23 protein-coding genes are annotated in these 25,808 nt (G+C 73.3%); 10 read left to right on the plus strand and 13 right to left on the minus strand.

The features are described 5' to 3' along the window. Positions 1-130: 130 nt before the first annotated feature. Positions 131-937: a BTAD domain-containing putative transcriptional regulator gene (locus ACFQ7Q_RS26440; RefSeq protein ID WP_383559346.1), complete on the minus strand. Its 807-nt coding sequence runs from the start codon at positions 935-937 to the stop codon at positions 131-133. Positions 938-1,038: 101 nt separating this feature from the next. Between ACFQ7Q_RS26440 and ACFQ7Q_RS26445 the strand changes: the two genes are divergently transcribed. From ACFQ7Q_RS26445 to ACFQ7Q_RS26455, 3 genes are read left to right on the plus strand one after another with little or no spacing between them, the layout of a single operon-like run. Continuing rightward, entirely contained in the window at positions 1,039-3,228 is a 2,190-nt protein-coding gene (locus tag ACFQ7Q_RS26445) for an MMPL family transporter (RefSeq protein WP_383559347.1), read from the plus strand. 53 nt (positions 3,229-3,281) lie between these two features. Further along, on the plus strand, positions 3,282-4,520 hold the full coding sequence (locus tag ACFQ7Q_RS26450; protein WP_383559348.1) for a sensor histidine kinase: 1,239 nt from the start codon (positions 3,282-3,284) through the stop codon (positions 4,518-4,520). Then, positions 4,517-5,182 (plus strand): response regulator, encoded by a 666-nt coding sequence (locus ACFQ7Q_RS26455; RefSeq protein WP_383559350.1) that lies wholly within the window; start codon positions 4,517-4,519, stop codon positions 5,180-5,182. The genes ACFQ7Q_RS26450 and ACFQ7Q_RS26455 overlap by 4 nt, the downstream gene beginning before the upstream one ends. 202 nt (positions 5,183-5,384) lie before the next feature. Here ACFQ7Q_RS26455 and ACFQ7Q_RS26460 read toward each other — a convergent pair whose 3' ends face one another. The 3 genes from ACFQ7Q_RS26460 to ACFQ7Q_RS26470 all read right to left on the minus strand — a co-directional run bounded on the left by ACFQ7Q_RS26460 (position 5,385) and on the right by ACFQ7Q_RS26470 (position 8,473). Then, a complete protein-coding gene (locus tag ACFQ7Q_RS26460) occupies positions 5,385-6,131 on the minus strand; it encodes a maleylpyruvate isomerase family mycothiol-dependent enzyme (protein WP_383559401.1) in 747 nt (248 codons plus the stop codon). A gap of 223 nt (positions 6,132-6,354) precedes the next feature. Continuing rightward, entirely contained in the window at positions 6,355-7,575 is a 1,221-nt protein-coding gene (locus ACFQ7Q_RS26465; RefSeq protein WP_383559351.1) for an MFS transporter, read from the minus strand. A 250-nt stretch (positions 7,576-7,825) separates the two neighbouring features. Further along, on the minus strand, positions 7,826-8,473 hold the full coding sequence (locus ACFQ7Q_RS26470) for an endonuclease (protein ID WP_383559352.1): 648 nt from the start codon (positions 8,471-8,473) through the stop codon (positions 7,826-7,828). Between the two features lie 85 nt (positions 8,474-8,558). Here ACFQ7Q_RS26470 and ACFQ7Q_RS26475 point away from each other — a divergent pair, with 85 nt between their 5' ends. Further along, positions 8,559-9,785 (plus strand): ROK family protein, encoded by a 1,227-nt coding sequence (locus tag ACFQ7Q_RS26475; RefSeq protein WP_383559354.1) that lies wholly within the window; start codon positions 8,559-8,561, stop codon positions 9,783-9,785. Positions 9,786-9,943: 158 nt separating this feature from the next. Beyond that, a complete protein-coding gene (locus ACFQ7Q_RS26480; RefSeq protein ID WP_383559355.1) occupies positions 9,944-10,708 on the plus strand; it encodes an SAM-dependent methyltransferase in 765 nt (254 codons plus the stop codon). Here ACFQ7Q_RS26480 and ACFQ7Q_RS26485 read toward each other — a convergent pair. Next, the gene (locus tag ACFQ7Q_RS26485; protein ID WP_383559357.1) at positions 10,681-11,295 is read right to left on the minus strand and encodes a DUF4865 family protein; all 615 of its coding nucleotides are present in this window, start codon (positions 11,293-11,295) and stop codon (positions 10,681-10,683) included. The genes ACFQ7Q_RS26480 and ACFQ7Q_RS26485 overlap by 28 nt on opposite strands. 29 nt (positions 11,296-11,324) lie before the next feature. Further along, entirely contained in the window at positions 11,325-11,897 is a 573-nt protein-coding gene (locus ACFQ7Q_RS26490; protein WP_383559359.1) for a TetR/AcrR family transcriptional regulator, read from the minus strand. A gap of 180 nt (positions 11,898-12,077) precedes the next feature. On the opposite strand from ACFQ7Q_RS26490, the gene ACFQ7Q_RS26495 reads away from it, so the two are divergent. The 3 genes from ACFQ7Q_RS26495 to ACFQ7Q_RS26505 are packed head-to-tail and all read left to right on the plus strand — an operon-like array spanning position 12,078 to position 15,720. Next, positions 12,078-12,362: an SHOCT domain-containing protein gene (locus tag ACFQ7Q_RS26495; protein ID WP_383559360.1), complete on the plus strand. Its 285-nt coding sequence runs from the start codon at positions 12,078-12,080 to the stop codon at positions 12,360-12,362. Further along, on the plus strand, positions 12,359-13,162 hold the full coding sequence (locus ACFQ7Q_RS26500) for an ABC transporter ATP-binding protein (RefSeq protein WP_383559362.1): 804 nt from the start codon (positions 12,359-12,361) through the stop codon (positions 13,160-13,162). The genes ACFQ7Q_RS26495 and ACFQ7Q_RS26500 overlap by 4 nt, the downstream gene beginning before the upstream one ends. Beyond that, positions 13,159-15,720: an ABC transporter permease gene (locus ACFQ7Q_RS26505; RefSeq protein WP_383559364.1), complete on the plus strand. Its 2,562-nt coding sequence runs from the start codon at positions 13,159-13,161 to the stop codon at positions 15,718-15,720. The genes ACFQ7Q_RS26500 and ACFQ7Q_RS26505 overlap by 4 nt, the downstream gene beginning before the upstream one ends. A gap of 118 nt (positions 15,721-15,838) precedes the next feature. Here ACFQ7Q_RS26505 and ACFQ7Q_RS26510 read toward each other — a convergent pair whose 3' ends face one another. Further along, complete coding sequence (locus tag ACFQ7Q_RS26510) at positions 15,839-16,450, minus strand: ATP-binding protein (RefSeq protein WP_383559366.1); 612 nt, start codon at positions 16,448-16,450, stop codon at positions 15,839-15,841. Positions 16,451-16,646: 196 nt separating this feature from the next. Further along, positions 16,647-16,952 carry a hypothetical protein gene (locus ACFQ7Q_RS26515; RefSeq protein WP_383559368.1) on the minus strand — a complete coding sequence of 102 codons (306 nt, stop codon included), beginning with the start codon at positions 16,950-16,952 and terminating at the stop codon, positions 16,647-16,649. 175 nt (positions 16,953-17,127) lie between these two features. On the opposite strand from ACFQ7Q_RS26515, the gene ACFQ7Q_RS26520 reads away from it, so the two are divergent. Continuing rightward, positions 17,128-18,270: a PLP-dependent cysteine synthase family protein gene (locus ACFQ7Q_RS26520; RefSeq protein ID WP_383559370.1), complete on the plus strand. Its 1,143-nt coding sequence runs from the start codon at positions 17,128-17,130 to the stop codon at positions 18,268-18,270. Here the strand turns inward: ACFQ7Q_RS26520 and ACFQ7Q_RS26525 are convergent. From ACFQ7Q_RS26525 to ACFQ7Q_RS26535, 3 genes are read right to left on the minus strand one after another with little or no spacing between them, the layout of a single operon-like run. Next, positions 18,230-18,730 carry an SRPBCC family protein gene (locus ACFQ7Q_RS26525; protein ID WP_383559371.1) on the minus strand — a complete coding sequence of 167 codons (501 nt, stop codon included), beginning with the start codon at positions 18,728-18,730 and terminating at the stop codon, positions 18,230-18,232. The two genes, ACFQ7Q_RS26520 and ACFQ7Q_RS26525, sit on opposite strands and share 41 nt — an antisense overlap. A 56-nt stretch (positions 18,731-18,786) precedes the next feature. Further along, positions 18,787-19,224, minus strand: coding sequence for an SRPBCC family protein (locus ACFQ7Q_RS26530; protein WP_383559373.1), 438 nt, complete (start codon positions 19,222-19,224; stop codon positions 18,787-18,789). Continuing rightward, positions 19,221-20,051, minus strand: a complete 831-nt coding sequence (locus ACFQ7Q_RS26535) for a DeoR/GlpR family DNA-binding transcription regulator (protein ID WP_383559375.1) — start codon at positions 20,049-20,051, stop codon at positions 19,221-19,223. The genes ACFQ7Q_RS26530 and ACFQ7Q_RS26535 overlap by 4 nt, the downstream gene beginning before the upstream one ends. 136 nt (positions 20,052-20,187) lie before the next feature. On the opposite strand from ACFQ7Q_RS26535, the gene ACFQ7Q_RS26540 reads away from it, so the two are divergent. Beyond that, positions 20,188-22,629 carry a hypothetical protein gene (locus ACFQ7Q_RS26540; RefSeq protein WP_383559377.1) on the plus strand — a complete coding sequence of 814 codons (2,442 nt, stop codon included), beginning with the start codon at positions 20,188-20,190 and terminating at the stop codon, positions 22,627-22,629. Here the strand turns inward: ACFQ7Q_RS26540 and ACFQ7Q_RS26545 are convergent. After that, entirely contained in the window at positions 22,599-25,013 is a 2,415-nt protein-coding gene (locus ACFQ7Q_RS26545) for a right-handed parallel beta-helix repeat-containing protein (RefSeq protein ID WP_383559379.1), read from the minus strand. The genes ACFQ7Q_RS26540 and ACFQ7Q_RS26545 overlap by 31 nt on opposite strands. 186 nt (positions 25,014-25,199) lie before the next feature. Continuing rightward, a complete protein-coding gene (locus ACFQ7Q_RS26550) occupies positions 25,200-25,808 on the minus strand; it encodes a hypothetical protein (protein ID WP_383559381.1) in 609 nt (202 codons plus the stop codon).

Here is a 25,808-nt window from a genome sequence, read left to right on the forward strand (position 1 = left end):
CGAAGGGCTACGGGGGAGTGCGTGCCTGGGGGTACCTCCCAGCGGTAGCTGGGGGAGCGTCGCGGGGCAGGCGGGACTTTCGCAACACGCCCTAGGGCCTGCTGTCCCGGGCCTGGCCCGAAGCCCCGCCTCAGGCCGCCGAACCCCGCTGTGCCGGGCCCCGCCCCACCATGTCCGCGACCCCGCCGAGCAGTGTCGGGTCCTGTCGCAAGATCCGCTCGTGCAGGGCGCGCAGGGCGGGGCCAGGGTCGGCGCCCATGGCGTCCGCGATCCTGTGTCGGGCCTCCTCGTACGCGACCAGCGCGTCGGAGGAACGCCCACCCCGGTACAGCGCCAGGACCAGCAGCGCCACCGGCCGCTCCCGCAACGGATGGGCGGCCACCAGGCGCACCAGCTCGTGGACGCACTCGTCGTACCGCCCCTGCGCGATCGCCCCCTCCAGGCGCGCCTCCAGGACCAGCATCCGCTTCTCCGCCCAGCGTCGCCGCTCGGCCTCCAGATAGGGACCGGGCAGCCCCTCCGCGTACTCGCCGCGCCACAACGACTCGGCCTCGCCCGCCAGTTCCCCCGCCCGGCGCAGATCCCCGGCCTCCCGCGCCGCGATCGCGCTGCGCAGCAACTCCCGCCGCTCGCACAGGTCGTCGATCCGGGCCCCGGTCAGCCGATAGCCGCTGCCCGTCCACTCCAGTCGGGGACCGTCCTGGCCCAGGGCGCGGCGCAGCCCGGAGACGTACTTCTGGACGAGATTGCGTACGTGCACGGGGGTTTCGGGCCCCCAGACGGCGTCGACGAGGCTCTCGTACGCCATCGACCGCCCGTCGAGGTGCAACAGGACGGCGAGCACCGCCCGTTGCTTCGGCGGTCCGAGCGGCACCTCGACGCCTGCGCGCAAAGCCCGCAGCGGTCCCAGGAGTTCCCATCGGATCGTTTCGGCCATGGGCCGAGAGTATCCCGCCGCCTGCCTTCCGGTGGATCTTCCAGTGGATCTTCCAGCGGGCGTTCCAGCGACCGGTCAGTACGTCGTCCGAACGTGGCCCCATGCAGCAAGAACCGTCGCCGCAAGCCGGCCCCCGCACCCCCCTCGCTCCGCTCACCCGCCTCGGTCGACTCGCGGTCCGACGCAGCGGAGCCGTGCTCGTCACCGCACTGCTCCTCTTCCTCGGCCTCGGGGTGTACGGCGCCGGTGCCCAGGCCGATCTCGACCTCGCCCGCTGGGACGCCCCCGGCACCGAGTCCGCCACCGCCGCCCGCATCCTGAGTGAGGACTTCTCGACCGGAAACCCCAACCTGGCCCTCCTCGTCACCGCCCGCGGCGGTGACATCGACGCCCCCGCCACCGCCCGCGCCGCGCGGGCCCTCGCCGACGAGGTCGCCGCCCTGCCGGGCGTCGTGGACACGCGTGCGTACGGGAACGGCGCGAGCCCCGCCCTGCGCTCCGACGACGGCAGCCGCGCCCTGATCCTCGCCCGGCTGGAAGGAAGCGCCACCGAGACCCGTGCCCGGCTCGCCACCCTCTCGCCCCTGCTGACCCGCACCACACCGGAGCTCACCGTCCAGGTGGGCGGCCAGGAGGAGATCTCCCGTCAGGTCGGAGAGCAGGCACGCGCCGACTTCCTCACCGCCGAGATACTCGTCCTGCCGGCCGTCGTCCTGCTCCTGATCCTGGTCTACCGCCGCACCACCGCCGCTCTGATCACCGTCGGGACCGGGCTGCTGTCCGTCGTCGGCACGCTCGCCGGACTGCGGCTGCTCGCCCAGTTCACCCAGGTCTCCACCTTCGCCGCCAACATCGCGCTCGTACTGGGCCTCGGACTCGGCATCGACTACAGCCTCTTCCTCATCACCCGCTACCGCGAGGAACGCGCCTCCGGACACCCCCAGCCGGAAGCCGTCGTCCGGGCCACCGCGGCCGCAGGGCGCACCGTGCTCTTCAGCGGCGTCACCGTCGCCGTCTCCCTATCCGCCCTCCTCGTCTTCCCCTTCTTCTTCCTCAGCTCCTTCGCCTACGCCGGTGTCCTCGTCGTCCTCACGGCGGTGGCCGGCGCCGTCCTCGTCCTGCCGGCCGCCCTTGCCCGCTGGGGCCACCGCATGGAGCGCCCCGCCTCGTCCTCGGCCGGGCGCGGCCTGTGGCACCGGATCGCCCTGCGCGTCCTGCGCCGTCCCGCGCTCAGCGCCGCAGCCGTGCTCGGCGTGCTGCTGATCGCCGGCTCTCCGCTCCTGGGCCTGCGGTTCGGCCTCCCCGACGAACGGACCCTGCCGGCCGGCACCTCCTCCCGTACGACCTCGGAGATCGTCCACCGGGAGTTCGCCGCCGAACCGACCGACACCGTGCATGTCGTCGTGCCCTCGCCGGTGGACCGGACGGAACTCGCCGCGTACGCCGCCGGACTCGCCCGCATCCCGGGCGTCCACAGCGTGGAGCCGCCCCGGTACGGGAAGAGCGGCGCGGCCCTCCTGGCCGTCGTGCCGACCCAGCGGGCGATGTACGGGGACGTGCCGGCGTTCGTGGAGCGGATCCGCACCGCCGACGGTCCGCCCGGCGCCCTGGTCGGCGGCTACCCCGCCGAGACCACCGACTTCCGCGCCACCCTGCTCGAACGGCTGCCGATCGTCGTCGGACTCGTCCTCGCGGCGACGTTCGTCATCCTCTTCCTGCTCACCGGCAGCCTGCTGCTCCCCGCCAAGGCCACGGTCCTCAATCTGCTCAGCCTGTCGGTGATGTTCGGCTGCCTCGTCTTCGTCTTCCAGGACGGCCACTTCGCCTCGGTGCTCGGCTTCACCCCCACCGGCTCGATCGAGCCGAGCATCCCGATCCTGATGTTCTGCATCGTCTACGGACTGTCCATGGACTACGAGGTGTTCATGCTGGCTCGCATCAAGGAGGAGTACGAGCGGACCGGCGACACGGATCGTGCCGTCGTCGAGGGCATCCGCCGCAGCGCACCGCTGATCACCGCCGCCGCCGGAATCCTCGCCCTCAGCTTCGCCGCGTACGCGACCGGCGGTGTCGTCTTCCTCAAGGAACTCGGTGTCGGAGCGGCCCTCACCATCCTGGTCGACGCCACCCTCATCCGGGTCGTACTCCTGCCGGCGACCATGCGGCTCGCGGGCCGCGCCAACTGGTGGGCGCCCGCGCCGCTGCGCCGTCTCCACCGCCGCATCGGCCTGAGCGAGGCGCCGGCTCCCGACAGGGCGCCGGGCGGCGTACTCCGGCGGGAGTACGTGTGATCACCACGCCCGGCTGACGCCCGCGCGGCCCGACCGCGTCTAGCGTGGCGGGCATGGACGAACTGCGCAGAGACGGCGAGGGCGGCCCGCCGCGGGCCCGCCGCAGTCAGGCCGGCCCGCCCTGGCTGCGGCAGTGGGCCGAACGGGAGCCCGGGACCGGGCTGCCCTGGCGGTCCACCTTGCTCCTCGCCGTCTTCGTGATGGTCGGCTCCGGCTTCGCCGCGCGGAACCAGCCGGACCGGGAGTCGCTGGACGCCCTCGGCCGCTCGCTGCTGCTCGTCGGCTCCGCGCTGCTCCTGCTGCGCCACCGCCACCCGGTCCCCGTGGTCTTCGGGACGGCGGCGCTCACCCTGGGCTACTTCGCCGCCGGCTACCCGTACGGCCCGGTCTTCCTCCTCGTCGCCGTCGCCTGTTACGCGGCGGTCGTCCAAGGCCACCGGCGGTCGGCCTGGTGGGCGCTGGGCCTGCTCTGGGTGGGGCATCTGCTCTTCGCCCACTGGCTCTACCGCTATCTGCCCCCGAAGGGGGACTCCGCCGCGCCCTGGGGCCAGGAGATCCCCGTCGCCCTCTTCGTCGTCGCGATCCTCGCCGCCTCCGAACTGGTCCGCGTCCGCCGCGAGCAGTGGGCGCAGCAGCGCGCCGAACGCGCCGCGGCCGAGCGGCGCCGCGCCGACGAGGAGCGCCTGCGGATCGCCCGTGAACTGCACGACGTCCTCGCCCACTCGATCTCCGTCATCAACGTGCAGGCGGGCGTCGGTCTCGCCCTGCTCGACACCGACCCCGAGCAGGCGCGTATCGCGCTCACCACCATCAAGACGGCCAGCAAGGAGGCGCTGGGCGAGGTCCGGCAGGTGCTCGCCACCCTCCGGGCACCGGGCGAGGCCCCGCGCACGCCGGCGCCCGGCCTCGACCGGCTCCCGGAACTGGTCGAACAGGCGGCGTCCGCGGGTCTGACCGTGCGCACCTCGACCGAGGGGAAGCCCGTGGCGCTGCCGCCCGGCACCGACCTCGCGGCTTTCCGGATCGTGCAGGAGGCGCTGACCAACGTGGTCCGGCACTCCGGTTCCCGCACCGCCCGCGTCGTCATCGCGTACCGGTCCGGCGGCGTCGAGCTCCGTGTCGACGACGACGGACCCGCGACCGGCGGCGACAGCGGCGGCAGCGGCAACGGACTCGCCGGAATGCGGGAGCGGGCCGCGGCGCTCGGTGGCACGATCGAGGCGGGCACCCGTCCGGACGGCGGCTTCCGGGTGCATGCCGTCCTTCCCGCCCGCCCGAAGGAGACCCCGTGATCCGAGTCCTGCTCGCCGACGACCAGTCGCTGGTACGGGCCGGCTTCCGCGCGCTCCTGGACGCCCAGCCGGACATCGAGGTCGCGGGGGAGGCCGCCGACGGTGACGAGGCCGCGGTGAAGGCGGGCGAACTGCGCCCGGACGTCGTCCTGATGGACATCCGGATGCCGCGACTCGACGGTCTGGCCGCCACCCGGAGGATCACCGGCGACCCGGCCCTCGGCGAGGTGAAGGTGGTCATGCTGACCACGTTCGAGCTGGACGAGTACGTCTTCGAGGCCATCCGCTCCGGCGCCTCCGGCTTCCTCGTCAAGGACACCGAACCCGAGGAGCTGCTGCGGGCCGTGCGCGCCGTCGTCGAGGGCGACGCGCTGCTCTCACCGGGGGTGACGCGGCGCCTCATCGAGGAGTTCGCCGCCCGCTCGAAGGCCCCGGCCGGGGAGTCAGGACTCGACGAACTCACCGAGCGGGAAAGGGAGGTGATGGCCCTGGTCGGCATCGGCCTCTCGAACGAGGAGATCGCCCGGCGCCTGGTCGTCAGCCCCCTGACGGCCAAGACCCATGTGAGCCGGGCGATGGTGAAGCTGGGCGCCCGCGACCGGGCCCAACTGGTCGTCCTGGCCTACGAGTCGGGCCTGGTACGCCCGGGCTGGCTGGGCTGAGTACGGGTACGGGCCGGGGCCTCGGGGCGGATCCGGCCACGCGTTCCGGATGCGGTGCGGCCCTGCGCCGGGGTCTCGGGGTGGATCCCGCTACGCGTTCCGGGTGCGGTGCGGCCCTGCGCCGAGGGTCTCGGGCGGTCCGGGGTCTCGGGCGGTCCTGGGTCGCGTTCCGCGGGCGGGTCGGTTGTGCGGCGCCGTTCCGTCACGACCAGGTGATGCCCGACGTCTCCCGCCATAGCCGCGCGAGCGACGCGTCTCCCGTCACGGTCACCGCGCCCTCCGGCAGCCGGTTCCAGAGCGTCAGATAGAGACGGTCGGCGGGACCGCTCAGCTCGCAGTCGGCCGGGCCCGCCGCGTCGCGCTCCGTGCGCGGCGCTTCCTGGGAGAGCCGTACGGTCCATACGTCCCCGGTGTCGGTCGCCCGGACCCGCAGGGTCTTCGGCTCCGGTGTGCGGACGCGGCTGCGGCCGCGCGCGTGGAAGGCGCGCAGCAGCTCGTCGATGCCGTCCACGGCGACGACCGGGTCGACCGGGCCCGGAACCCCCGTCGGCAGGGCCGACTCGGCGTCCGCGCGGTGCACGGTCGTCTCGTGCGTCTGCCGCCGCGCCCAGAAGGCGAGCGGGGAGGGAGCGGGCAGGAACGTCCAGCACTCCAGGGTGTCGGGCGCCGCACGCAGGGCGGCGACCAGCAGGGCGTGGCCCTCACGGAAGTGGGCGATGAGTTCCTCGCCGTCGAGGTCCGGCTCGCCGCCGTCGGGGTGGTAGGAGGTGTGGCCCTCGGCGACGAACGCCGTGGCCCAGCGGTGCACCATCGTCGTGTGGCGCAGGAGATCCCGCACCCGCCACCCCGGGCAGGTCGCCACATCGGCGTCCGTGCCCGCCGCTGCCGCGGCGTCCGCCAGGCCCCCGCCCGCCGCGTCCAGGGCCTCGATGTGCTCGTCGATCTTCATGATCCCCATGCGGCGGATTGTGCCAGGGGCGGGCGCGAGAAGGGGTGGAATCCCGCCTGCGGGAGCGACGCGCTGCCCGTGGACGACTGCGAGTGGGCGGCTGCTGGGGTTCGGCTCCGGTAGGCGGCCGACCGTGGGCGGCTGCTGGGGTACGGCTCCCGTGGACGGCCGGCCGTGGGTGGCTGCTGGGATACGGCTCCGGTGGGCGGCTGCTCCGGTACGGCTACTCGGCCGGTGCCGGCACCCGTGCGTTCCGGGCGGCGTAGCCGATCACCGCGGCGCCCGCCGCGAGGACGGCCACGGTGGTCAGGGCGACCGGCAGGGAGAACCAGTCGGCGAGGAAGCCGATCGACGGCGGGCCGAGCAGCATGCCGCCGTAGCCGAGGGTCGAGGCGGCGGCGACCCCGCTCGGGCCGGCGAGCGCTCCGGCGCGGGCCACGGCCACCGGGAAGATGTTGGCCAGGCCCAGACCCGTGATCGCGAAGCCGAGCAGCGCGGCCCACACGCTCGGGGCGAGCGCGCCGAGCACCATGCCGGCGGCCGCCGTCGCCCCTCCCGCCACGAGGGTGCGGGTCTGGCCCAGCCGTTCGAGGAGCGCGGTGCCGGAGAGCCGGCCGGCGGTCATGGTGAGCGCGAAGAGGGAGTAGCCGGCGGCGGCGACGCCCGGGTGCGCGTGGAGGTCCTGTTCCAGGTGGAGCGCGCCCCAGTCGGCCAGTGCGCCCTCGCCGTACGCCGTGCAGAGCGCGATCACCCCGAAGACGAGGACGAGCCCGCGTGAACCGGCCTTCCCGCGGGGTCGGTCGGCGGTGGCGACCGCTTCCGGCGGGGCGGGGGAGGGCTGCCGGAGCAGTACGGGACCGGCGACCGCCGTCAGGAGCAGTCCGACGACCGTCAGGCCGAGGAGATGGGTCGCGGGGGCGAGGCTTCCGGCGACGAGCCCGCCGAGTCCGGCGCCGACCATCCCGCCGAGGCTGAACGCGGCGTGGAAGCTGGGCATCACGGGGCGGCGCAGGGCGGCGACGAGGTCGACGGCGGCGCTGTTCATGGCCACGTTGATGCCGCCGTACGCGGCGCCGAAGACCAGCAGGACGAGGCCCAGGGCGAGCGGGGAGTGGGTGAGGGCGGGCAGCGCGATGGAGAGCGAGAGCAGCACGGCGGTGGCGACGGTGACGGCGTGGCTGCCGTGGCGCCGGCAGAGGCGCCCGGTCAGGGTCATGGTCACGACGGCGCCGGCCGAGACCCCGAGCAGCGCGAGCCCGAGGTCGCTGGCGGAGGCCCCGGTCTGCTGCTTGATCGCGGGGATGCGGACCACCCAGCCGGCGAAGAGGAAGCCGTCGAGGGCGAAGAAGAGGGTGAGGGCGGTGCGGAGGCGGGACAGGGAGGGAGCGGTGTCTCCGCCAGGGCCCCCCGGTACGGCCGTCCGTACTTTGTTTAGTAGCGGCACAAACTCAGGATAGGGGTCGGCGGACACGGATTCAACCCGAGGCGTCGGCGGTGCTCGTCCGGGACGTGGGCGGCGCGCATCCGCGACGTCGGTGGTGCTCGTCCGCGACATGGCAGCGTGCCCGCGACATCGCCGACGCGTACCCGGGACGCGGGCGGCGGCTACCAGGGACGTCGGCCGCGCGTACCGGGACATCGGCGGCGCGCATCCGCGGGACCGGCAGTGCCCGACCGGGAGCCCGACGGGGGCTTCACCCCGAGCTGTCGGCGGTGTCCCTTCTCAGTGACGCCCGCACGAGCGCCGCGGCAAGGAGCGGCAGGTCCTCGCGGGGCACGAGGCCCGCCAGCGCGGCGGGGTCCGTGGGGAGATGCGCGCGCCGGGCGCCCCGCAGGGCGCGCTCGTCCAGGTAGGGGGAGAGTTCCGGCCAGATTCCCTGGACCTCGCGCAGAAAGATGTCGGCGCCGGCCGGGCCGATGCCCGGCATCTCCTGCAACTCCGACCGCAGAAGCTCCACGGAGCCGTCCGCCGCCGCCCGCATCCGCCGCAGATCGCCGCCGTACTCCGCGAGGACCAGCTCGGCCTCCTCGCCCAGCTGCGTCGACGTCCGCTCGTCGTAGCGCCGGTAGCCGCCCTCGCCCAGTACGTCCACCCGCTCCTGCCAGGTGGCGTCCCGCATCCGGCGTGGGCTGCGCATCCCCGCGTCGAAGAGCGCCCTGGCCGTCGCGACGGCCGTCTCCGCGCGGATCCGGGCGCTCAGCAGATGGGCCAGGACGAGCAGCTGGTACAGCGGCTGCGGGGTGTCCTTGAGCCGGATGCCGGCCTCTTCCGCGTACGTCCCGTGCCCCTCGTGCTCCAGCAGGGCCCGGACGCGGGTGGCCGACGTGTCGGAGCGTGCCATGACACCTCCCGTTTCCCGCCGCGTCGGTACCCGCTGGGCACCCGCCGAAACCGCGCCACCGCCCGATCATGGGAGACTCGCCCCCATGAACGGCAAGGCGACGACGACCAAGACACGGCTGGACAGGGGGCGCGGCGCGCTCGGGCCCGCACTGGAGCTGGTGCACACCGGCCGCGCGCCGACGCGTGCCGTGCTCACCGCCGAACTCGGCGTCACCCGCGCCACCGCCGGTGCCGTCGCCGCCGAACTGGAGGCCCTCGGCCTCATCCGCGTCGACTCCAACCCCGGCGCGGCCGCCGGGTCCCAGGGGCGCCCCTCGCACCGCCTCGCCGTCGACGACAAGGGTCCCGTGGCCCTCGCCGCGCAGGTCCACGCCGACGGCTTCCGCGCCGCGCTCGTCGGCCTCGGCGGCACCATCGTGGCCACCGCGCCCGGCTGCGTCACCGTCTCCGCCGACCCCGCCCAGGTCCTGGGCGCCGTCGTGGACGCCGGCGCCGCCCTGCTGGAGGAGAGCGGCCGCCGCTGCGTCGGCGCGGGCCTCGCGGCGCCGTCGGCCGTCGCCGAGCCCGAGGGCACCGCCCTCAACCCGCTCCACCTCGCCTGGCCGGCCGGCGCTCAGGTACGGGAGATCTTCGCGGAACGCGTCCGCGCCGCCGGTATCGAGGGCCCGGCCTTCACGGGCAACGATGTCAACCTCGCCGCCCTCGCCGAGCACCGCCACGGCGCCGGCCGCGGCGCGAAGGACCTCCTCTGCGTCGCCACCGGCCACCGGGGCGTCGGCGGCGCGCTCGTCCTCGACGGCCGTCTGCACACCGGGAGTTCGGGCCTCGCCCTCGAGGTCGGGCACCTCACGGTCAACCCCGAGGGGCGCCCGTGCCACTGCGGCAGCCGCGGCTGCCTCGACGTCGAGACCGACCCGCTCGCCTTCCTCACCGCCGCCGGACGCGACCCCGGACCAGAGGTCTCGCTGCTCCAGCAGTCGCGCGACCTGCTGCGAACCAGCCCCGACGACCCGGGCGTACGGGCCGCGACGGCGGAGCTGATCGACCGTCTGGGGCTCGGTCTCGCCGGCCTCGTGAACATCCTGAACCCGGACCGGATCATCCTCGGCGGTCTGCACCGGGAGCTGCTCGACGCCGACCCCGACCGACTGCGCGCTGTCGTCGCGGACCGCAGCCTGTGGGGTCGCAGTGGTGGAGTGCCGATCCTCGCCTGCACGCTCGACCACAACAGCCTGGTGGGCGCAGCGGAGTTGGCCTGGCAGCCGGTGCTCGACGACCCGCTGGCCGCTCTGGGCAGGCCGGTGATGTGAGGGACCGGACGGTTCGACGCGGCGCGAAGACCCCGCACGCCGGACGGTCCCGCGCGGCGTGAAAACCTCGCACGCCGGACGGTCCCGCGCGCCGCGTGAAGGCCTCCGCGCGATATCGGCTTGGGCGGACGGTACGGCTCGCACTAACGTTCCGCTCCATGACCGATAACGATCTTCCTCCGCGCCTCGGCAGCCTGACCTTCCACGGGCCGCTCTCCGAGGCCCGCGCCACCCGCATGATCGAGCGGCTCGCCGCCGCGTCGCCCGCCACCGTGCTCGACATCGGCTGTGGCTGGGGCGAGTTGCTGATGCGCGTCCTGGAGGCCGCGCCCGGATCGACCGGCGTCGGCATCGACATCAACGCCGAGGACCTGGCCCGAGGCCGGGACCTCGCCAAGGAACGCGGACTCGCGGACCGGGTCGAGTTCGTGGAGGAGTCGGCGCTCGGCACCACCCGCGGGCCGGTCGACGCGATCCTCTGCCTCGGCTCCAGCCAGGCCCTCTGCGACCCCGACCAGCCGCACGACCCGGCAGCCGCCCTGCGCGAACTGCGCCGCCTGGTACGGCCCGGCGGCCGGGTCATCCTCGGCGAGGGCTTCTGGCAGCGCACACCGACGGACGAGGAGCTCGCCGGGATGTGGCCCGGCGCGCACGCCGGTGAGCACTTCCTGCTCGGACCGCTCGTCGACCTGGCGATCGAGGCCGGCTTCCGCCCCGCGTGGATCGAGACGGCCGACGCCGACGAGTGGGAGGAGTTCGAGTCCGGCTACCGCAACGACACCGAGCTCTGGCTGGCCGCCCACCCCGACCACCCGCTCGCCGCCGAGACCCGTGAGAAGGCCGACCGCCAGCGTTCCACCTGGCTCAACGGCTACCGCCGGGTGCTCGGCATCGCCTATCTGACGCTCGTGCCGGTGGGCTGAGCCGCCAGATCCGCCCGCTCCGGCTCCGACACGTGCAGCACCTGGAAACGCTCGCTCGCGCCGGAGCCGGAGCCCCGCTCCGAAGCCGCGGGCTCCCGCGCCCACAGGGTGAAGTGCACCAGCTCCCAGTGCCGCGGATCGATCGCGAGCGCGCTCGCCACCACGCCGTCCGCACGGGACTCGCGTGCGTGGCGGGCGCGCGCCTCCGCCACCGCCTGCGCCGGGGCGAGGTCCAGCGGCACGGGGGACCGGCGGCGCGTCGCGGTCCGTGGCGCCATCGAGGCCGCCGGCCCCTCCTCGTAGGCGAGACCCGTCCAGTGCTGCACCACGGGCCGGCCGAAGTCGTTCACGATCCCCTGGAATCCGGGGCCCCAGAGGAACGAGTGCATCCCTTCCGGCGCGGTCCAGAGGTAGAACGGCGCGTACTGGTTCACCGGTGAGCCGTCCCCCCGTTCCCTGATCAGATACGCCTTGAGGCCGAGACCGGGGAAGTCGTCGAGGAGGTGACCCCTCGTCGCGACCCGCTCGCGGATGATCCCCATGTCGTAGTCGGCGGGCAGGGTGATCTCGTACTGCATGGCATCCATCGGGCGGTCTCCGATTCTCTGGTGCGCGCTCAGGCGGTACGGCCCGACAGGGTCGACAGCAGGGCGAGCAGGCCGCGGACGGCGGTGTCGAAGGAGGCGGGGGAGCCGGACGCGCGGGCCAGCACATAGCCGCCCTGCACGGTCGCCACGATCGTGGCCGCAAGCTCGGCCGGATCCAGGGGCCCGGTGAACTCCCCACTGTCCAGGCCCTCCTGGACGACTCCGGCGAGCCCGCCGCGCAGCCAGTCGAGCGTCTCGTCGACGGGAGCGCGCAGCTCCGCGCTCGCGACGACGTCCGGGTCCATGGTCAGCCGCCCGACCGGACAGCCGCGCAACACATCGCGCTCGCGCAGCAGATACGCCTCCAAGCGGGCGTACGCCGAACCCCCGCCGCCCAGGACGGCTTCCGTCGTCGCCCGCATCTCCTCCGCCGTACGACGGATCGCCGCGAGCGCCAGATCCGGCTTCCCGGCGAAGTGGTGGTACATGCTGCCCTGCCCGGCACCGGCGGCCTGCTGGATCGCCTTGGGGCTCGTGCCCACGTAGCCACGCTCCCAGAGCAGCTCCCTGGTGGCCTCGATCAGTCGGTCGGACGTCGTCATGGCGACAGTGTACATACCAGTAGGTACAGAGCTGCCGAACGTGCGGGGAGCAGCCGTGAGCACGGCCCGTACTCCCCACGTCGTACGGACGAAGCCGCTGGCCGTACGACGACCCGGACCCCCTCCGCGAGCGAGTCTCGAAGCATCGCCACGCGACACCCGCACGAGGAGCTGAGAGACATGAACACACTCGCCCACGCCGGACCCGGCCCTTGGGTCCTGTTCTTCCCACTCGTCTGGGCGGCCGTGATCCTGACCGTGGTCACCGTCCTGCGCCGCACCGGATGGATGCGCGGCCGTCGCGGTCGCGGACCGCGCCCGGCCTACGACGAGCAGTCCCCGATCGCGCTCCTCGGCCACCGCTTCGCGGCCGGTGAGATCGACGAGGACGAGTACTGGCGGCGGCTGACCGTCCTGGAGGAGCAGTTCGGTCGCACCGCGGGTCCGAAGGGGCGTGCGACATGACCACGACCACCATCGCGGCCGCGAGTGCCGCCCGGGTCGTCGACGCCGTGAAGGTCTACGGCGTCGGCGACACCGAGGTCAGGGCCCTGGACGGGGTGAGCGTCGACTTCCCGGCCGGCAGGTTCACCGCGATCATGGGGCCCTCGGGGTCCGGTAAATCGACCCTCATGCACTGCGCCGCCGGGCTCGACACCCTCACCTCCGGCGCCGCGTTCATCGGCGACACCGACCTCTCGGCCCTCGACGACCGGCGCCTGACGCTGCTGCGCCGCGAACGGATCGGCTTCGTCTTCCAGGCGTTCAACCTGCTGCCGACGCTCACCGTCGCCGAGAACATCACCCTCCCCCTGGACCTCGCCGGAACAACCCCCGACCGGGCAGGGCTCGACGCCCTGATCGACACCGTCGGCCTGCGCAACCGGCTGCACCACCGGCCGAGCCAGCTCTCCGGTGGCCAGCAGCAACGCGTCGCGGTCGCGCGCGCCTTCGCCGGCAACCCCGACGTCGTCTTCGCCGACGAACCCACCGGCAACCTCGACTCGCGCTCCGGCGAGGAGGTGCTCCGGCTCCTCGGCCGGACCGTACGCCGGACCGGCCGTACGGTCGTCATGGTCACCCACGACCCGGTCGCCGCCGCCCACGCGGACGAGGTGGTCTTCCTCGCCGACGGCCGGCTCGTCGACCGGATGACGGAGCCGACGGCCGAGCGCGTCCTCGACCGCATGAAGGCGTTCGACGCGAGGTCCACCACTGAAGCGGCGGTCAGCGGCCCCGCCACCCGGGGGGCGGTCCGGTCATGAACGCCGCCCTAGCCTCGCTGAGGCTCAGCCTCTCCGCGCTGCGCGCCCACAAGCGGCGCCTCGTCGGCACCTTCACCGCCGTCCTGCTCGGCGTCGCCTTCCTCACCGGCACCCTCGTCATGGGCGACACGCTGCGCGCGAGCTTCGACTCGCTGTTCGGCAACGCGAGCAGCGGTACGGACGCCGTCGTCCGCAGTACGAGCGTGGTCACCGTCGAGGGCGAGAGCCAGGGCACCCGCAGCCCCGTCGACGCGTCCCTCGCCGCCACGATCGCCAAGGTGCCCGTCGTCGCCGCGGCCGTTCCCCGGATCGAAGGCGCCGGCCAACTCGTCGCCGCCGACGGCGACCCCATCGGCGGCCAGGGCCCGCCCACCCTCGCCGGCAACTGGATCGAGGACGCGGAACTCAACCCGTACGCCCTGGCCGAAGGCCGCGCCCCGGAGAAGTCCGGCGAGGTCGTCGTCAACCGGGGCGCCGCCGAGACGGGCGACCTGTCCGTCGGCGACACCACGGTCCTGCGCACCCCCGACCCGGTGAAGGTCACCGTCGTCGGACTCGCCACCTTCGGAGGCGAGGACGGCATGGGCCAGGTGACGTACACCGGGATGACCCGCGCCGACGCCGAGAAGTACCTCACGCCGAAGCCCGGCGACGCGGCGGGCATCCTCGTGCGCGCCGGCCCCGGCACCTCGCAGCAGGAACTGGTCGACGCGCTGGCGCCCGTGCTCCCCGAGGGCGTCGAGGCGATCACCGGAGAGCAGTCCGCCGCGGAGAACACCGAGATGATCTCCGGGCAGTTCCTGACCCTCTTCACCACCTTCCTGCTGGTCTTCAGCGGAGTCGCGCTGCTCGTCTCCGTCTTCTCGATCCACAACACCTTCGCCATCGTGGTCGCCCAGCGGACCCGTGAGAACGCGCTCCTGCGCGCACTCGGCGCCTCCCGTCGCCAGGTCGTCGGCTCGACGCTCGTCGAGGCCGTGGCCGTCGGCCTGGTGGCCTCCGCCGCGGGGCTTCTCGGCGGCATAGGGGTGGCGGCCGGGCTCCAGGCGCTCTTCCCGGCGATCGGCTTCCCGTTCCCCGAGGGCGCCCTCGTGATCAGCGGCCTGTCGATGGCGTTGCCCTTCGCCGTCGGACTCCTGGTCTGCGTCGGCTCGGCGCTGATGCCGGCCGTGAAGGCGGGCCGTACGGCTCCGCTCGCCGCACTGCGCGAGACCGCGGTGGACGAGTCGGGTACCTCGCGCCTGCGCGTCCTCACCGGCTCCGGACTCCTGCTCGCCGCGATCGCGGTCGTGCTCACCGGCGTTCTCGCCACCCCTTCGCTGTGGCTCGCATCCGCCGGTGCGGTGCTCGCGCTCGCCGCGTTCGTCGTCCTCGGCCCGGTGGCCTCCTCGTCCGCGGTACGGGTCCTGGGCGGCGTGTTGCGCGGGACGAACCGCGGGCTCGCGCGCCGGAACGCGCTGCGCAGCCCCAAGCGGACCGCGGCGACGGCCACCGCGCTGATGATCGGCGTCGCCGTGGTCTCGCTCTTCACGGTCTTCGGCGCCTCGCTGAAGGCGACGATGGACCAGACGGTGGCACGCTCGTTCGCCGGTGACGTGGCCGTCAGCACGCCGTCGTTCGGCGCCGGTGGCAGCGGGCTCAGCCCCCGGCTCGCCCCGGCGATCGCCGCACTGCCCGAGGTGGAGACCGCCGTCGGCCTCGGCCAGGGCGTCGCGGAGATCGACGGCGAGGGACGGGCCCTGACCGTCACCGAACCGAGCGCGCTCGCCCGCTCCTTCGACCTCGGGGACGTACAGGGGTCGCTGAACGGCCTCGGCGGCGACGGCATCGCCGTCGCGGACACGGAGGCCGCCAAGTCCGGCCTGCGGCCGGGCGACACCACCGAACTGGCCTTCACCGACGGCAGCCGGCACACCTTCACCGTCAGGGCCGTCTACCAGCAGTCCGAACTGGCCGGCGACTATGTCGTCAGCCGCGAGGCATGGGCCCCGCACCGCGCCCAGGACTCCGACACGCTCGTCGCCGTGACCTTCGAGGACGGCGTCTCCGCCGACGCGGGCAAGGCCGCCGTCGAGAACGTCGCCGAGAGGTACGGCAACCCTGAGGTGCAGACCCGCGACGAGTACGCCGCCGCCTCGGCGGGCGGCATCGACATGATGCTCACGCTGGTCTACGCACTGCTCGCACTGGCCGTCCTGATCGCCCTGCTCGGCATCGCCAACACGCTGACCCTCGCGGTCCACGAGCGCACCCGCGAACTCGGCCTCCTGCGCGCCGTCGGACAGACCCGGTCGCAGCTGAAGGCCATGGTCCGCTGGGAGTCCGTCCTGGTCGCCGCCTTCGGCACCGCCGGTGGACTCGTCCTGGGCGGCTTCCTCGGCTGGGTGCTGGTCACGGCGTCCGACGGGGCGAGCGACAGCGCGTTCGCCTTCGCCGTACCGCCGTTGCAGCTCGCCGTCGTGGCGCTGGTCGGCCTGACGGCGGGCGCCGTGGCCGCCTGGCGCCCGGCCCGGCGGGCAGCCCGGCTGGACGTCCTGCGGGCCATCGCGACGGAATGACGCCGACGCCGGACCACGCGTACCGGAGCACCCGTATCGGATCTTGGATATCGGATCCTGGATCTTGGATTTTGGATTTTGGATCCGATACGAGTGCTCCGGTACGCCCCGCCCCGACTCAGCCCGTGAGGACCGAGCGGGCGACCGCAGGGGCGCGGGCCGGCTCCGTCGGGGACCCGAAGGGCACGCCCTCCAGCCCTGTGCCGTGCGCGCCGCGGAAGCGGCTCTGGTCGACGAAGGGGCCGTCGGTCGTCGCGCCGTAGACGGCGTGCGAGCGGGAGGGGACGGCCACCGCGGGGGTCGGCGCGGAGAGGGTGAACCACACGACCTTCCCCGTATCGCCGTGCGGTCGGATGCCCCAGCTCTCGCTGACCGCCTCGATGATGGCCAGACCGCGGCCCGACGTGGCCAACTCGTCGACCCCGACGAGGTCCTGGGCCCCCAGGACCCCCGTCCCACCGGCGAATCCCGGTATCCGCGGGTCGTGGTCATGGACCGAGACCATGAGTCGGTCGAGCAGCAGCTCGATCTCGACGGTGCACCTCTTGTCCGGCTGTGCATGCCGGTGAACATTGGTCAGCAGCTCGGTGACACCGAGCGCCGCATGGTCGATCAACGCATCGAGATGCCAGTAGCGCAGATGCGCCGATACGATTCTGCGGACCTGACCGATCCGCGACGGCAGGGCCTGGAGCTCCACCGTGCAGTGCCTGCTTGGCTCGCTGATCACGGCTGCGACTCCCCGAAGTAGGTCCGGAAGAAGACGAAGATTCGGATCTTTCATGCGGTAATGCAGGGCAGCGGGCTGGATCACAGCGTCACCGCCGGTAAACCCTCGGTGAGGTGGTACCAGCGTGAACCAGTGGTGAGGGGCCCGCAACTCGCGGCGACCCACCGCAGGTCATCGGGGTGTCATCACTCCGCGCCTACCTCTTCTTGGCGGCCCTCTTCAGCGCTTCGAGGAAGCGCCCCGGGCCCGCCGCCCGGTCCTGTGGCCCGTCCATGGTCAGGCGGTATCGGGTCCCGTTGACCGTGGCCACCGTCTCGTCCGGCTTCGCGAACCAGGGCCGACCCGCCCGTACGGACCCCACCGGGGCGCTGTCGATCTCGCTGCCGTAACTGGTCAGCAGCGACAGCCGGCCGTCCTCGATCCGGACCTCGCCCGCCCGGGTCAGCGAGCGGGGCCAGCGCTCGATCCGTACACCCGTGGCCGTGAACTCGGGCTCCGTCATATCGCTCCGCCCCCTTCGCACCGGTTGTTCCGACCAGTGTGCCCGGCAGGCCGCAGGCGCACCAGAGCGCCCCTCTGCAAGGGACTCCTATGGACCCCCAAAGTGAACGTTTGCGCAGGTGAGCGAGTTATCGTCACCAGTGGGGACCATCGGGGGGACGATTGGAGAGGGACGCATGAGCACCACGGAGAACACGGTGTCGAGCAGCGCGCCACAGGCCGCGGCCACCATCGACGTCGACCGCAGCGACCCGGCGTACCGCGCCTGGCTGAAGGACGCCGTCCGCAAGGTCCAGGCCGATGCCAATCGCTCCGCCGACACCCACCTGCTGCGCTTCCCGCTCCCTGAGGAGTGGGGCATCGACCTCTACCTCAAGGACGAGTCGACCCACCCCACCGGCAGCCTGAAGCACCGACTGGCCCGCTCCCTCTTCCTCTACGGCCTCTGCAACGGCTGGATCCGCCCCGACAAGCCCGTCATCGAGGCGTCCAGCGGCTCGACGGCCGTCTCCGAGGCGTACTTCGCCAAGCTGATCGGAGTGCCCTTCATCGCCGTGATGCCCCGCACCACCAGCCCGGAGAAGTGCCGCCTGATCGAGTTCCACGGCGGCCGGTGCCACTTCGTGGACGACTCGCGCAAGATGTACGAGGAGTCCGCGGCCCTCGCCGAGCGGACCGGCGGGCACTACATGGACCAGTTCACCTACGCGGAACGGGCCACCGACTGGCGGGGCAACAACAACATCGCCGAATCGATGTACCAGCAGCTGAGGCTGGAGCGGTACCCCGAACCCGCCTGGATCGTCGCCACCGCGGGCACCGGCGGCACCTCCGCCACCATCGCGCGCTATGTGCACTACATGCAGCACGACACCCGCATCTGCGTCGCCGACCCCGAGAACTCCTGTTTCTTCGACGGCTGGACGAACAACGACCCGCTCGCGACCTCCGACTGCGGCTCGCGCATCGAGGGCATCGGCCGGCCCCGGATGGAGCCGAGCTTCGTGCCGGGCGCCATCGACCGGATGATGAAGGTCCCGGACGCGGCCAGCGTCGCCGCCGTCCGCGCCCTGGAGGCGGCGATCGGCCGCAAGGCGGGCGGCTCCACCGGCACGGGACTGTGGAGCGCACTGAAGATCGTCGCGGAGATGGTCGAGCAGGGCCGTACCGGCAGCGTCGTGACCCTGATCTGCGACCCGGGCGACCGCTACCTCGACAAGTACTACTCCGACGCCTGGCTGGCCGACCAGGGCCTGGACATCGCGCCCTACGCCGCCGCTATCGACCGGTTCCTGGAGACGGGTTCCTGGCCGGAGTGAGCCGCCGGTCCAGGCTGCGCATCGCGTCGCGGAAGGACTTCCCGACGCCCGGGCGGGCGAGGCGCATGGCGAAGAGGCAGGGGCCGGGCCCGTCGACGGCCATCGTCCAGCGGACCCGGGTGCCCGAACCGGCGGGGGAGAGGGTCCAGTCCTCCAGCATGGCTGTGACGCCCGGTGCGTTGGTCTCGTCGATCCGGTAGGCGTAGCGGGTGTCCGGTTCGTCGGCCATGATCGTCTCGTGGAAGACGATCCCGCCGCGCAGCCGCACCGTACGCCCGGCGCCGTCGGCGGTCGGCGTGGCGGAACTCACCGGCGCGAACCAGGCGGGCATGCTGCCCAACTCCACCGCCAGCGAGCGGTGCACGGCGGACGGCGGGGCCGCCACCTCCGCCGTGAACACGAGACGAACGGGCGCGGATGTGGCGAAGTCGAGCTCCACGGGCCTGAGTCGGCGTGCCATGGGACCGTACCTCCGAAGGGCGGGGCTGAAGTGCGCACACCCTAGCTGACGTTCTGTCACATGCCCAGCAGCCCGTCCATCGCCCGACCGAACAACCTCCGCCCGGCGAGGGCCAGTACGGGATCGAGGAAGCCCGGCACCCCGCGCACCCGAAGCTCCTCCACCCACACCGCGCGGGAGCCGCCGCCCGCCGTCCCGTGGACCTCGATCTCGGCCCGCCCGAGCACCACCCGGCCACGCTTCTCCAGCCGGCACCTGCCCGGCCGACCGACCGCCGGGGGCTCCCAGCGGACGACCTCCATCGGATCGTCGAAGGCGAGTCGCCCGACGCCCGTCCGGGCCACGAAGCGGGTTCCCACGCCCGTGGCTCCGGGGGAGAGAAGCCGTGTCCGGGTCAGCGGCACCAGGCGGCCGTGCGCACGGAAGTCGGTCAGCCGCCGCCACGCCTCCTCCGCCGACAGGGCGGAGGCGCGCTCGACGCGGAAGAGGCTCACACCTCGTCTTCCTCGTCCTCGCCCGCCACCACCAGACCCGGCAGCTGCTCCGCCATCTCCGCCCGGGTCTGCGACGACAGACCCGCGTCCGTCACCAGGGTGTCCACCTCGTCGAGCCGGGCGAACGAACTCAGACCCACCGTCCCCCACTTGGTGTGGTCCGCGACGACCACGACCCGGCGCGCCGAGCGGATCAGACGCCGGTTCGTCTCCGCCTCCGCGAGGTTCGGGGTGGAGAGCCCCGCCTCCACCGAGATCCCGTGCACCCCGAGGAACAGCACGTCGAAGTGGAGCGAACGGATCGCCTGGTCGGCCACCGGCCCCACCAGCGCGTCCGACGGGGTCCGTACCCCGCCGGTCAGCACCACGGCCGCCGCGCCGGGCCGCGTCTCGCCACCCGCGTAACCGGCCGTGTGGAAGACGTCCGCGACCCGCACCGAATTGGTCACCACCGTCAGATCCGGCACGTCGAGGAGCTGCTCCGCCAGGGCGAACGTCGTCGTACCGCCCGACAGCGCGATCGCCGAACCCGGAGCGACCATCCGCGCCGCCGCCCGCGCGATGTCCTCCTTCGCACCGAGCTCCAGCGCGGACTTGGCCTCGAACCCCGGCTCGTGCGAACTCGTCTCCACCACCGGCACCGCGCCGCCGTGCACCTTCTCGACGACACCCTGACGGGCCAGCGCGTCCAGGTCCCGGCGGACCGTCATGTCGGAGACATTGAGCCGCCGCGTCAGTTCGTTGACCCGTACACCGCCACGCCGCCTTACCTCGTCCAGAATGAGGGCGCGCCGCTGCTCCGCGAGGAGATTCTGATGGTCGCTCACCACCGGGGGCCGTTCCTTCCGAAGGGGACTGGGGGATTGCCGTCGGATTCGGTGAGAGCCCGTGCACGAGCGCACGGCCTTCCGCGATCCTGTTGCCTGTCGTCGAATCCTGCCACCCAGAGAGCGAGACACCGACGTGTCCCCTGCCACACCTGCCCCGAAGAGCGGAGGTGCGGCGCTCGAGCTCCTCGTCCACGGTGTCGGCGGCGCCACGCCGCAGGACATGCTGGGCGACCCCCGTACGGTCCGGGTCACCGGCGACACGACTGCCGCCATGCACCGCCGTACCGACGACCTCGACGCCGAGGACCACCCCGAGCGCTACGCCGAACGGCCGGTCCCCGAGGCGTACTGCTGGTCCAACCTCACCTCCGGCAACGGCGCCCGCGCCCTGTGGCTGCTGCTCCTGCCCTTCATGGTCGCCAACCTCGCCCACTGGATGCGCCCGCCGGCCAAGGGGCGCCCTCGTCTCGTCCGGCTCTACGGGGTCCTGGTGCGGCTCGTGGCGCTCACCCTCACCGTGCTGCTCACCGCGGCCGCCTGCGAGGTCGCGCTCGATCTGACGGCCTGGCAGTGCGCCGGATCGGTCGCCTGTACGGAGGACCGCTCCTGGCTCGGCTTCCTCTCGGCCGAGCGGGGCGGCTGGTGGTCCCAGCCGGGCCGCCGCCTCGGGCTCGCCGCCGTGGTCCCGGCCGCGCTCGTGGGCCTGCTCTGGTACCTCTCCAACCGGACGTGGAGCGCGTACGAGGCCCAGCGCCCGCCCACGGGGTACGACGACGCGCCCGCGGAACCGACGGAACCCGAGCCCGCGGAGGCCGAGTCCGACGAATCCGACTCCTCGGCGACGGCGGACACCGAGAGCGCCGACGGTGCCACCCCCACCGAACTCCGCCCCGCCCTCGGCCGGCCGGGGTTCTGGTACGGCCGCCGCCTCGTCGCCCGGCTGCGCGCCGCGCACACCGCCGCCGGCTTCCTGACCGTCGCCGCGGCCGTCACCGGTGCCGCCGCCCGCCACGACCGGGACGCGTCCGGCGGTCTGCCGGAAGCCTTCGCCTGGTCCCTCCAGGCGGCCTTCGTCGTCCTCGCCGCCGTCGTCCTCCGTGTCGTCTGCCGCCGCGGGCGCAGCGAGAAGCGCCTCGACCTGCGGCTCGAACGGGCCCTGGTGTCCTGGCTGCCCGGCGCCTCCCTCATCCTGCTCGCCCTCGCCGTGCTCCACGCCGGCTGGTCCCGCCCCGAGTGGCGCTCCGCCGGCACCCTGCCCGGCGACGCCGCCTTCGGCGTCCTGACCCTCGCCCAGGGCGGCCTCGTCGTCGCCCTCGGAGTGGTCGCCCTGCTCCTGCACCGCCCCCACCGCGAGCCGCGCACCGCCCTGTACGGCCTCGGCGGCCCCGCCGTCGCCATGCTGGCCTGCGCCCTCGGCGGCGTGATGTCCGGCGGGGTCGCCCAGCGGATGGCCGACTGGCTCGACGGCTCCGGCACCCCCGGAATGGGGGCGGGCTCCCCTGTCGCCCCGCCCGTGCTGCTGAGCTGGCAGGCCTCGGTCATCCCCGTCCTGCTCCTGATGCTCCTCGCCCCGGTCGTCTTCCTCGCCGTACGGACCGCGCGCGCGGCCCGCCGCCTCGGGCCGGTCGTCGAGGCCGAGTACGGCACCGAGGACCCCGACCCGGTCCGTACGGCACGGATCGCCGCGGGCCGTGCCACCGCCGGGCTCACCGACGCCGCTCCCGTCCTCGTCGGGATCGTCTCGGGCGCGACCCTCCTGCTCGGTGCCGCCTCCGTCGCGGGGGCCTGGGCCAGCGGGAACGTCCCCGGCCGTGCCTTCGACGGCGCACACCCCGCGATCGCCTCCGCGGCCGACACGGCCCAGTCGCTCGGCTCCTGGATGATCGGCTTCGGCTTCCTGCTCTTCGTCACCTGGGGCCGCCGCGCCTACAAGGACGCCTCGGCCCGTCGCACCATCGGCATCCTCTGGGACGTCGGCACCTTCTGGCCGCGCGCCGCGCACCCCTTCGCCCCGCCCTGTTACGCCGAGCGGGCTGTGCCCGACCTCACCTGGCGGATGAGCTCCTGGACCCGGCGCACCGGTGGGCGGCTCGTCATCTCCGGCCACTCCCAGGGCAGTGTGCTGGCCGCGGCGGCCGTCTGGCAGCTGCCGCCGACGACCCGCGGACGGGTGGCGCTGCTGACCTACGGCTCCCCGCTGGAGCGGCTCTACGGCCGCTGGTTCCCCGCCTACTTCGGCCCGGGGCCGCTGCGCGCCCTGCACCGTACGGTCCACTGCTGGAGCAACCTCTACCGCGCCACCGACCCGATAGGCGGACCCGTACGGGTGCCCGCCGAGGGGGCCAAGCCGGCCGTCGACCGCGCGGTGCTCCTCGATCCGCTCGTCTACGGTCGCACCCACGAGCACCCGCTGCCGGAACCGATCCTGGGCCACTCCGACTACCAGGCCGATCCGGTGTTCGCCGCCGAACGGTCCGTACTCCTCGACCGGTTGCCGCCCGCCCTGCCACGCCAGCGTGACGCAGGGGCCGACGACCAAGCGGATCAGGGGAGTTCGGGAAGGTCCTCGGGATAGAGCAGGGTCAGGTCGTCCGTGCTCACCTCGGCGAGCACGGCGACCCGTCCGGCGTGCCGCTCCACCATCGACTCGAACGTCTGCCGCGCGGTACGGCCGTTGCCGAACGCCGGCCCCTTGGGCAGCTCGGTGAAGTACTTCCGCAGCGCCTCGTCCGTGCCCTCCGCCAGCCGGTACTCGTGCTCGTCCGCCTGCTGCTCCACGATCCGCAGCAGCTCGTCCGGAACGTAGTCGCTGAAACTGATGGTCCGTGAGAAACGGGAGGCGACACCGGGGTTGACCGTAAGGAAGCGTTCCATCTCCGCCGTGTAGCCGGCCACGATCACCACGACCGCGTCGCGGTGGTCCTCCATCAGCTTCACCAGGGTGTCGATCGCCTCGCGCCCGAAGTCCCGGCCCGAGTCCTCCGGCGACAGCGCGTACGCCTCGTCGACGAACAGCACCCCACCGCGCGCCCGGTCGAAGGCCTCCTGCGTGCGGATCGCCGTCGAGCCGATGTGCTCGCCGACCAGGTCGACCCGGGACACCTCGACCAGATGGCCGCGTTCCAGGACGCCCAGCGAGGCGAGGATCTCCCCGTAGAGCCGGGCGACGGTCGTCTTGCCCGTGCCCGGGTTGCCGGTGAAGACCAGATGCCGGCGGACCGAGGCGGCCTTGAGGCCGGCCTCCTGCCGCCTGCGCCCGACCTCGATCATGTTCGTGAGCGTGCGCACCTCGTGCTTCACGCTCTCCAGACCCACCAGCGCGTCCAGTTCACCGAGCACGTCATGCGAGGAGCGTGCGTCGATGGCCGGCTCGGGGACGGGAACGGCAGGAGGGACGACGGGCGTGCGCGGCGCGGGCACCGTACCGAGCAGCCCCGCCGACTGCGTCGCCGTCAGCACGGTCCCGGCGTCCGGGGCCGGAGGCGTACGCACCGCGCTCTCGTCACTGGTGCAGTCCTCCACCACCGGGCCCTCGTCGGGAAACTCGTACCCGCCGCGGGCGCAGCGTTCCGTACGGCACTTGCGCAGGGTCGTACGGCAGCCGTCCATCACATGGAAGCCGTAGCCGCCGCTGCCGGTCACCCGGCAGCCGTGGAAGGAGCCTCGCCCCTCGGCGGAGACGTAGAAGCCGGCCTCGGCGGGCGAGGTGACCGTGCACCGCTCGATCGTCGGGTCCGCGCCCTTGGTGACGATCACCCCGGTCTGCACGGAGTCGATGGTGCAGCCGCCGAGCGTCCCGCCGCTGCCGTGGTCCCGGAACCAGGCGCCCGTGGACGCCTCCCGGATCCGGCAGTCGTCGAGTTGCGCGGTCGCGCCGTCGCTCACCGACACCGCCGTGTTCCGCACCTGCGACAGGTCGCTGTCGACGACGTCCGCGCGCGAGCCGCGGTCGAGGACGAACAGCGCGTCCGGCACGTCGTGCACCCGGCACGCGTCGAGGACCGCGGTCGCCCCGTCGCTGATCCAGACCGCCGGGTAGTCGCCCGTACTGTCGTGGATCTCGCACTGGTTGGCGTCCACCCGGGTGCCCGGGTCCCACACGGAAAGACCGTTGCGGCCGAAGCGGCGCACGGTGGAACGGGTCAGCGTGAGCACGGAGCGCGAGCGCAGGTCGATCGCGTTCTCGGGGATGTCGTGGATGTCGCAGTCGGAGAGGGTGAGGACCGCGTCCGTGTCGAGGGTGATGCCGTCGGCCGAGGTGCGGTGCACGGAGGAGTCGGTGAGGTGCGCGGTGGCGCGGGCCGCGATCTGCAGACCGGTGCCCTTGATCTCGTACACCTCGCAGCCGACGCCCTCCAGGCCGCTGCCCTCGCCGTTGACGGTGATCCCGGCGCCCGAGGCGTGGTGGACCCGGCAGCGCTCCAGACGCGGATGGGCGCCGCCGCGCACGGAGACCCCGGACTGCCCGGCCGCGACGATCTCGCACTCCTCGAAGACCCCGCCGGCGCCGTCGAGTACGGCGATGCCGACGCCCGCGGGGTTGTCGACGGTGCAGCGCCGGACGGTGGGGCGCGCCGCGCCGCGCACTTCGAGGCCGGCCGCCGAGCGGGTCACGATCCGCAGATCGAGCAGTTCCGGAGTGCCGTCCTCGACGAGCAGCGCGGGCGCGGCGGAGTCCTGTCCTTCCACATGCAGATCCTGGATCGTCGCGGACGCCCGAACGGTCAGCGGTACGCCGTCCACGGGGGCGATCCGCACCGAGCCGACACCGCCTTCCGAGCCCCGCAGGGTGACAGGCCGTTCGATGACGAGGTTCTCCCGGTAGGTGCCGGGCGCGACGGTGAGGACGTCGCCGTCCCCCGCGGCCTCCAGGGCTGCGGCGAGGGAGGCGTACTCACCCGTGCGGCGCCGCCACCGCGATGTGCCGGTGTGCGTCACCTGGACCGTGCCCTGTGCCATGGGTGTGCTCTGCCCCCGCCTCATGCGTCGCTGCTCATCGGATGCCCCACCGTAGCGCGCGCGACGGCGGGGGGTTGACGGGTCGGCCGCTCATGCCGGGTACGTCCGGTCGACGGGTCGGCCGCGTACGCCGGTGGGCCGGAGGGGAAGGGACGGCTGGTCGCGGGGGCGTGCGCTGTCCGACGGTCAGCTGCCCGCGCCCGTACGTCCCCAGTCGGGACCGGCCTTGGCCCATGCGCGGTCGAGCCGTTGGTACCGCCGGTGTACCAGCCGCCGTACGACAAGACGCCTGACCGCCTCGACGAAGACGCCCACCAGGGCGGCTGTGAGCAGGCCGATGGCGATCGCGTGGGCATGCGCGGTCTCCGGCAGCATGGGCGCCGTGACCGGGCGCCCGCTCCGGTCCGTCCAGATCCGGAACGTGGCGCCCGGATCGGCCAGTTCGCGCCGGGTGGTCACCGTGCCCGTACGGGGCGTGCCGTCCGGTGCCGTCCAGCGGGCCACGACCGAGCGGCGGAGCGGCTGCTCGTCGGCGGACTCGGGGCTCGTGAGACCCGGCGCCGGGGTGTCGGCGAGCCGGACGACCCGGGCCGTCGTGGGCTGGCGCAGTCGGTGCTGGGCCTGGACCGCGCGCTGCAGGGAGGCGTCGGTGCGCACCCCGGAGAGCCAGCCGGCCGTCGGCACCGCCAGCGCGAGGAGCACCACGGCCGTGAGCGCGACCCACGCCTCGATCACGTCCGTGGTCCGGCGCAGGGGATTGTGCCGCCAGCGCCAGACTCCGGTGGCTGCTCGCAT

Source organism: Streptomyces sp. NPDC056527, from assembly GCF_042794475.1.
Classification (GTDB): Bacteria; Actinomycetota; Actinomycetes; order Streptomycetales; family Streptomycetaceae; genus Streptomyces.

Bases quoted from the DNA above. Each gene is read 5' to 3' on its own strand.
- ACFQ7Q_RS26520 (WP_383559370.1), top strand. From the start codon at position 17,128: ATGAGCACCACGGAGAACACGGTGTCGAGCAGCGCGCCACAGGCCGCG.
- ACFQ7Q_RS26490 (WP_383559359.1), bottom strand. From the start codon at position 11,897: ATGACGACGTCCGACCGACTGATCGAGGCCACCAGGGAGCTGCTCTGG.
- ACFQ7Q_RS26550 (WP_383559381.1), bottom strand. From the start codon at position 25,808: ATGCGAGCAGCCACCGGAGTCTGGCGCTGGCGGCACAATCCCCTGCGC.
- ACFQ7Q_RS26515 (WP_383559368.1), bottom strand. From the start codon at position 16,952: ATGACGGAGCCCGAGTTCACGGCCACGGGTGTACGGATCGAGCGCTGG.
- ACFQ7Q_RS26475 (WP_383559354.1), top strand. From the start codon at position 8,559: ATGAACGGCAAGGCGACGACGACCAAGACACGGCTGGACAGGGGGCGC.
- ACFQ7Q_RS26450 (WP_383559348.1), top strand. From the start codon at position 3,282: ATGGACGAACTGCGCAGAGACGGCGAGGGCGGCCCGCCGCGGGCCCGC.
- ACFQ7Q_RS26500 (WP_383559362.1), top strand. From the start codon at position 12,359: ATGACCACGACCACCATCGCGGCCGCGAGTGCCGCCCGGGTCGTCGAC.
- ACFQ7Q_RS26485 (WP_383559357.1), bottom strand. From the start codon at position 11,295: ATGGATGCCATGCAGTACGAGATCACCCTGCCCGCCGACTACGACATG.
- ACFQ7Q_RS26470 (WP_383559352.1), bottom strand. From the start codon at position 8,473: ATGGCACGCTCCGACACGTCGGCCACCCGCGTCCGGGCCCTGCTGGAG.
- ACFQ7Q_RS26525 (WP_383559371.1), bottom strand. From the start codon at position 18,730: ATGGCACGCCGACTCAGGCCCGTGGAGCTCGACTTCGCCACATCCGCG.
- ACFQ7Q_RS26545 (WP_383559379.1), bottom strand. From the start codon at position 25,013: ATGGCACAGGGCACGGTCCAGGTGACGCACACCGGCACATCGCGGTGG.
- ACFQ7Q_RS26480 (WP_383559355.1), top strand. From the start codon at position 9,944: ATGACCGATAACGATCTTCCTCCGCGCCTCGGCAGCCTGACCTTCCAC.
- ACFQ7Q_RS26445 (WP_383559347.1), top strand. From the start codon at position 1,039: ATGCAGCAAGAACCGTCGCCGCAAGCCGGCCCCCGCACCCCCCTCGCT.
- ACFQ7Q_RS26505 (WP_383559364.1), top strand. From the start codon at position 13,159: ATGAACGCCGCCCTAGCCTCGCTGAGGCTCAGCCTCTCCGCGCTGCGC.
- ACFQ7Q_RS26495 (WP_383559360.1), top strand. From the start codon at position 12,078: ATGAACACACTCGCCCACGCCGGACCCGGCCCTTGGGTCCTGTTCTTC.
- ACFQ7Q_RS26440 (WP_383559346.1), bottom strand. From the start codon at position 937: ATGGCCGAAACGATCCGATGGGAACTCCTGGGACCGCTGCGGGCTTTG.
- ACFQ7Q_RS26460 (WP_383559401.1), bottom strand. From the start codon at position 6,131: ATGAAGATCGACGAGCACATCGAGGCCCTGGACGCGGCGGGCGGGGGC.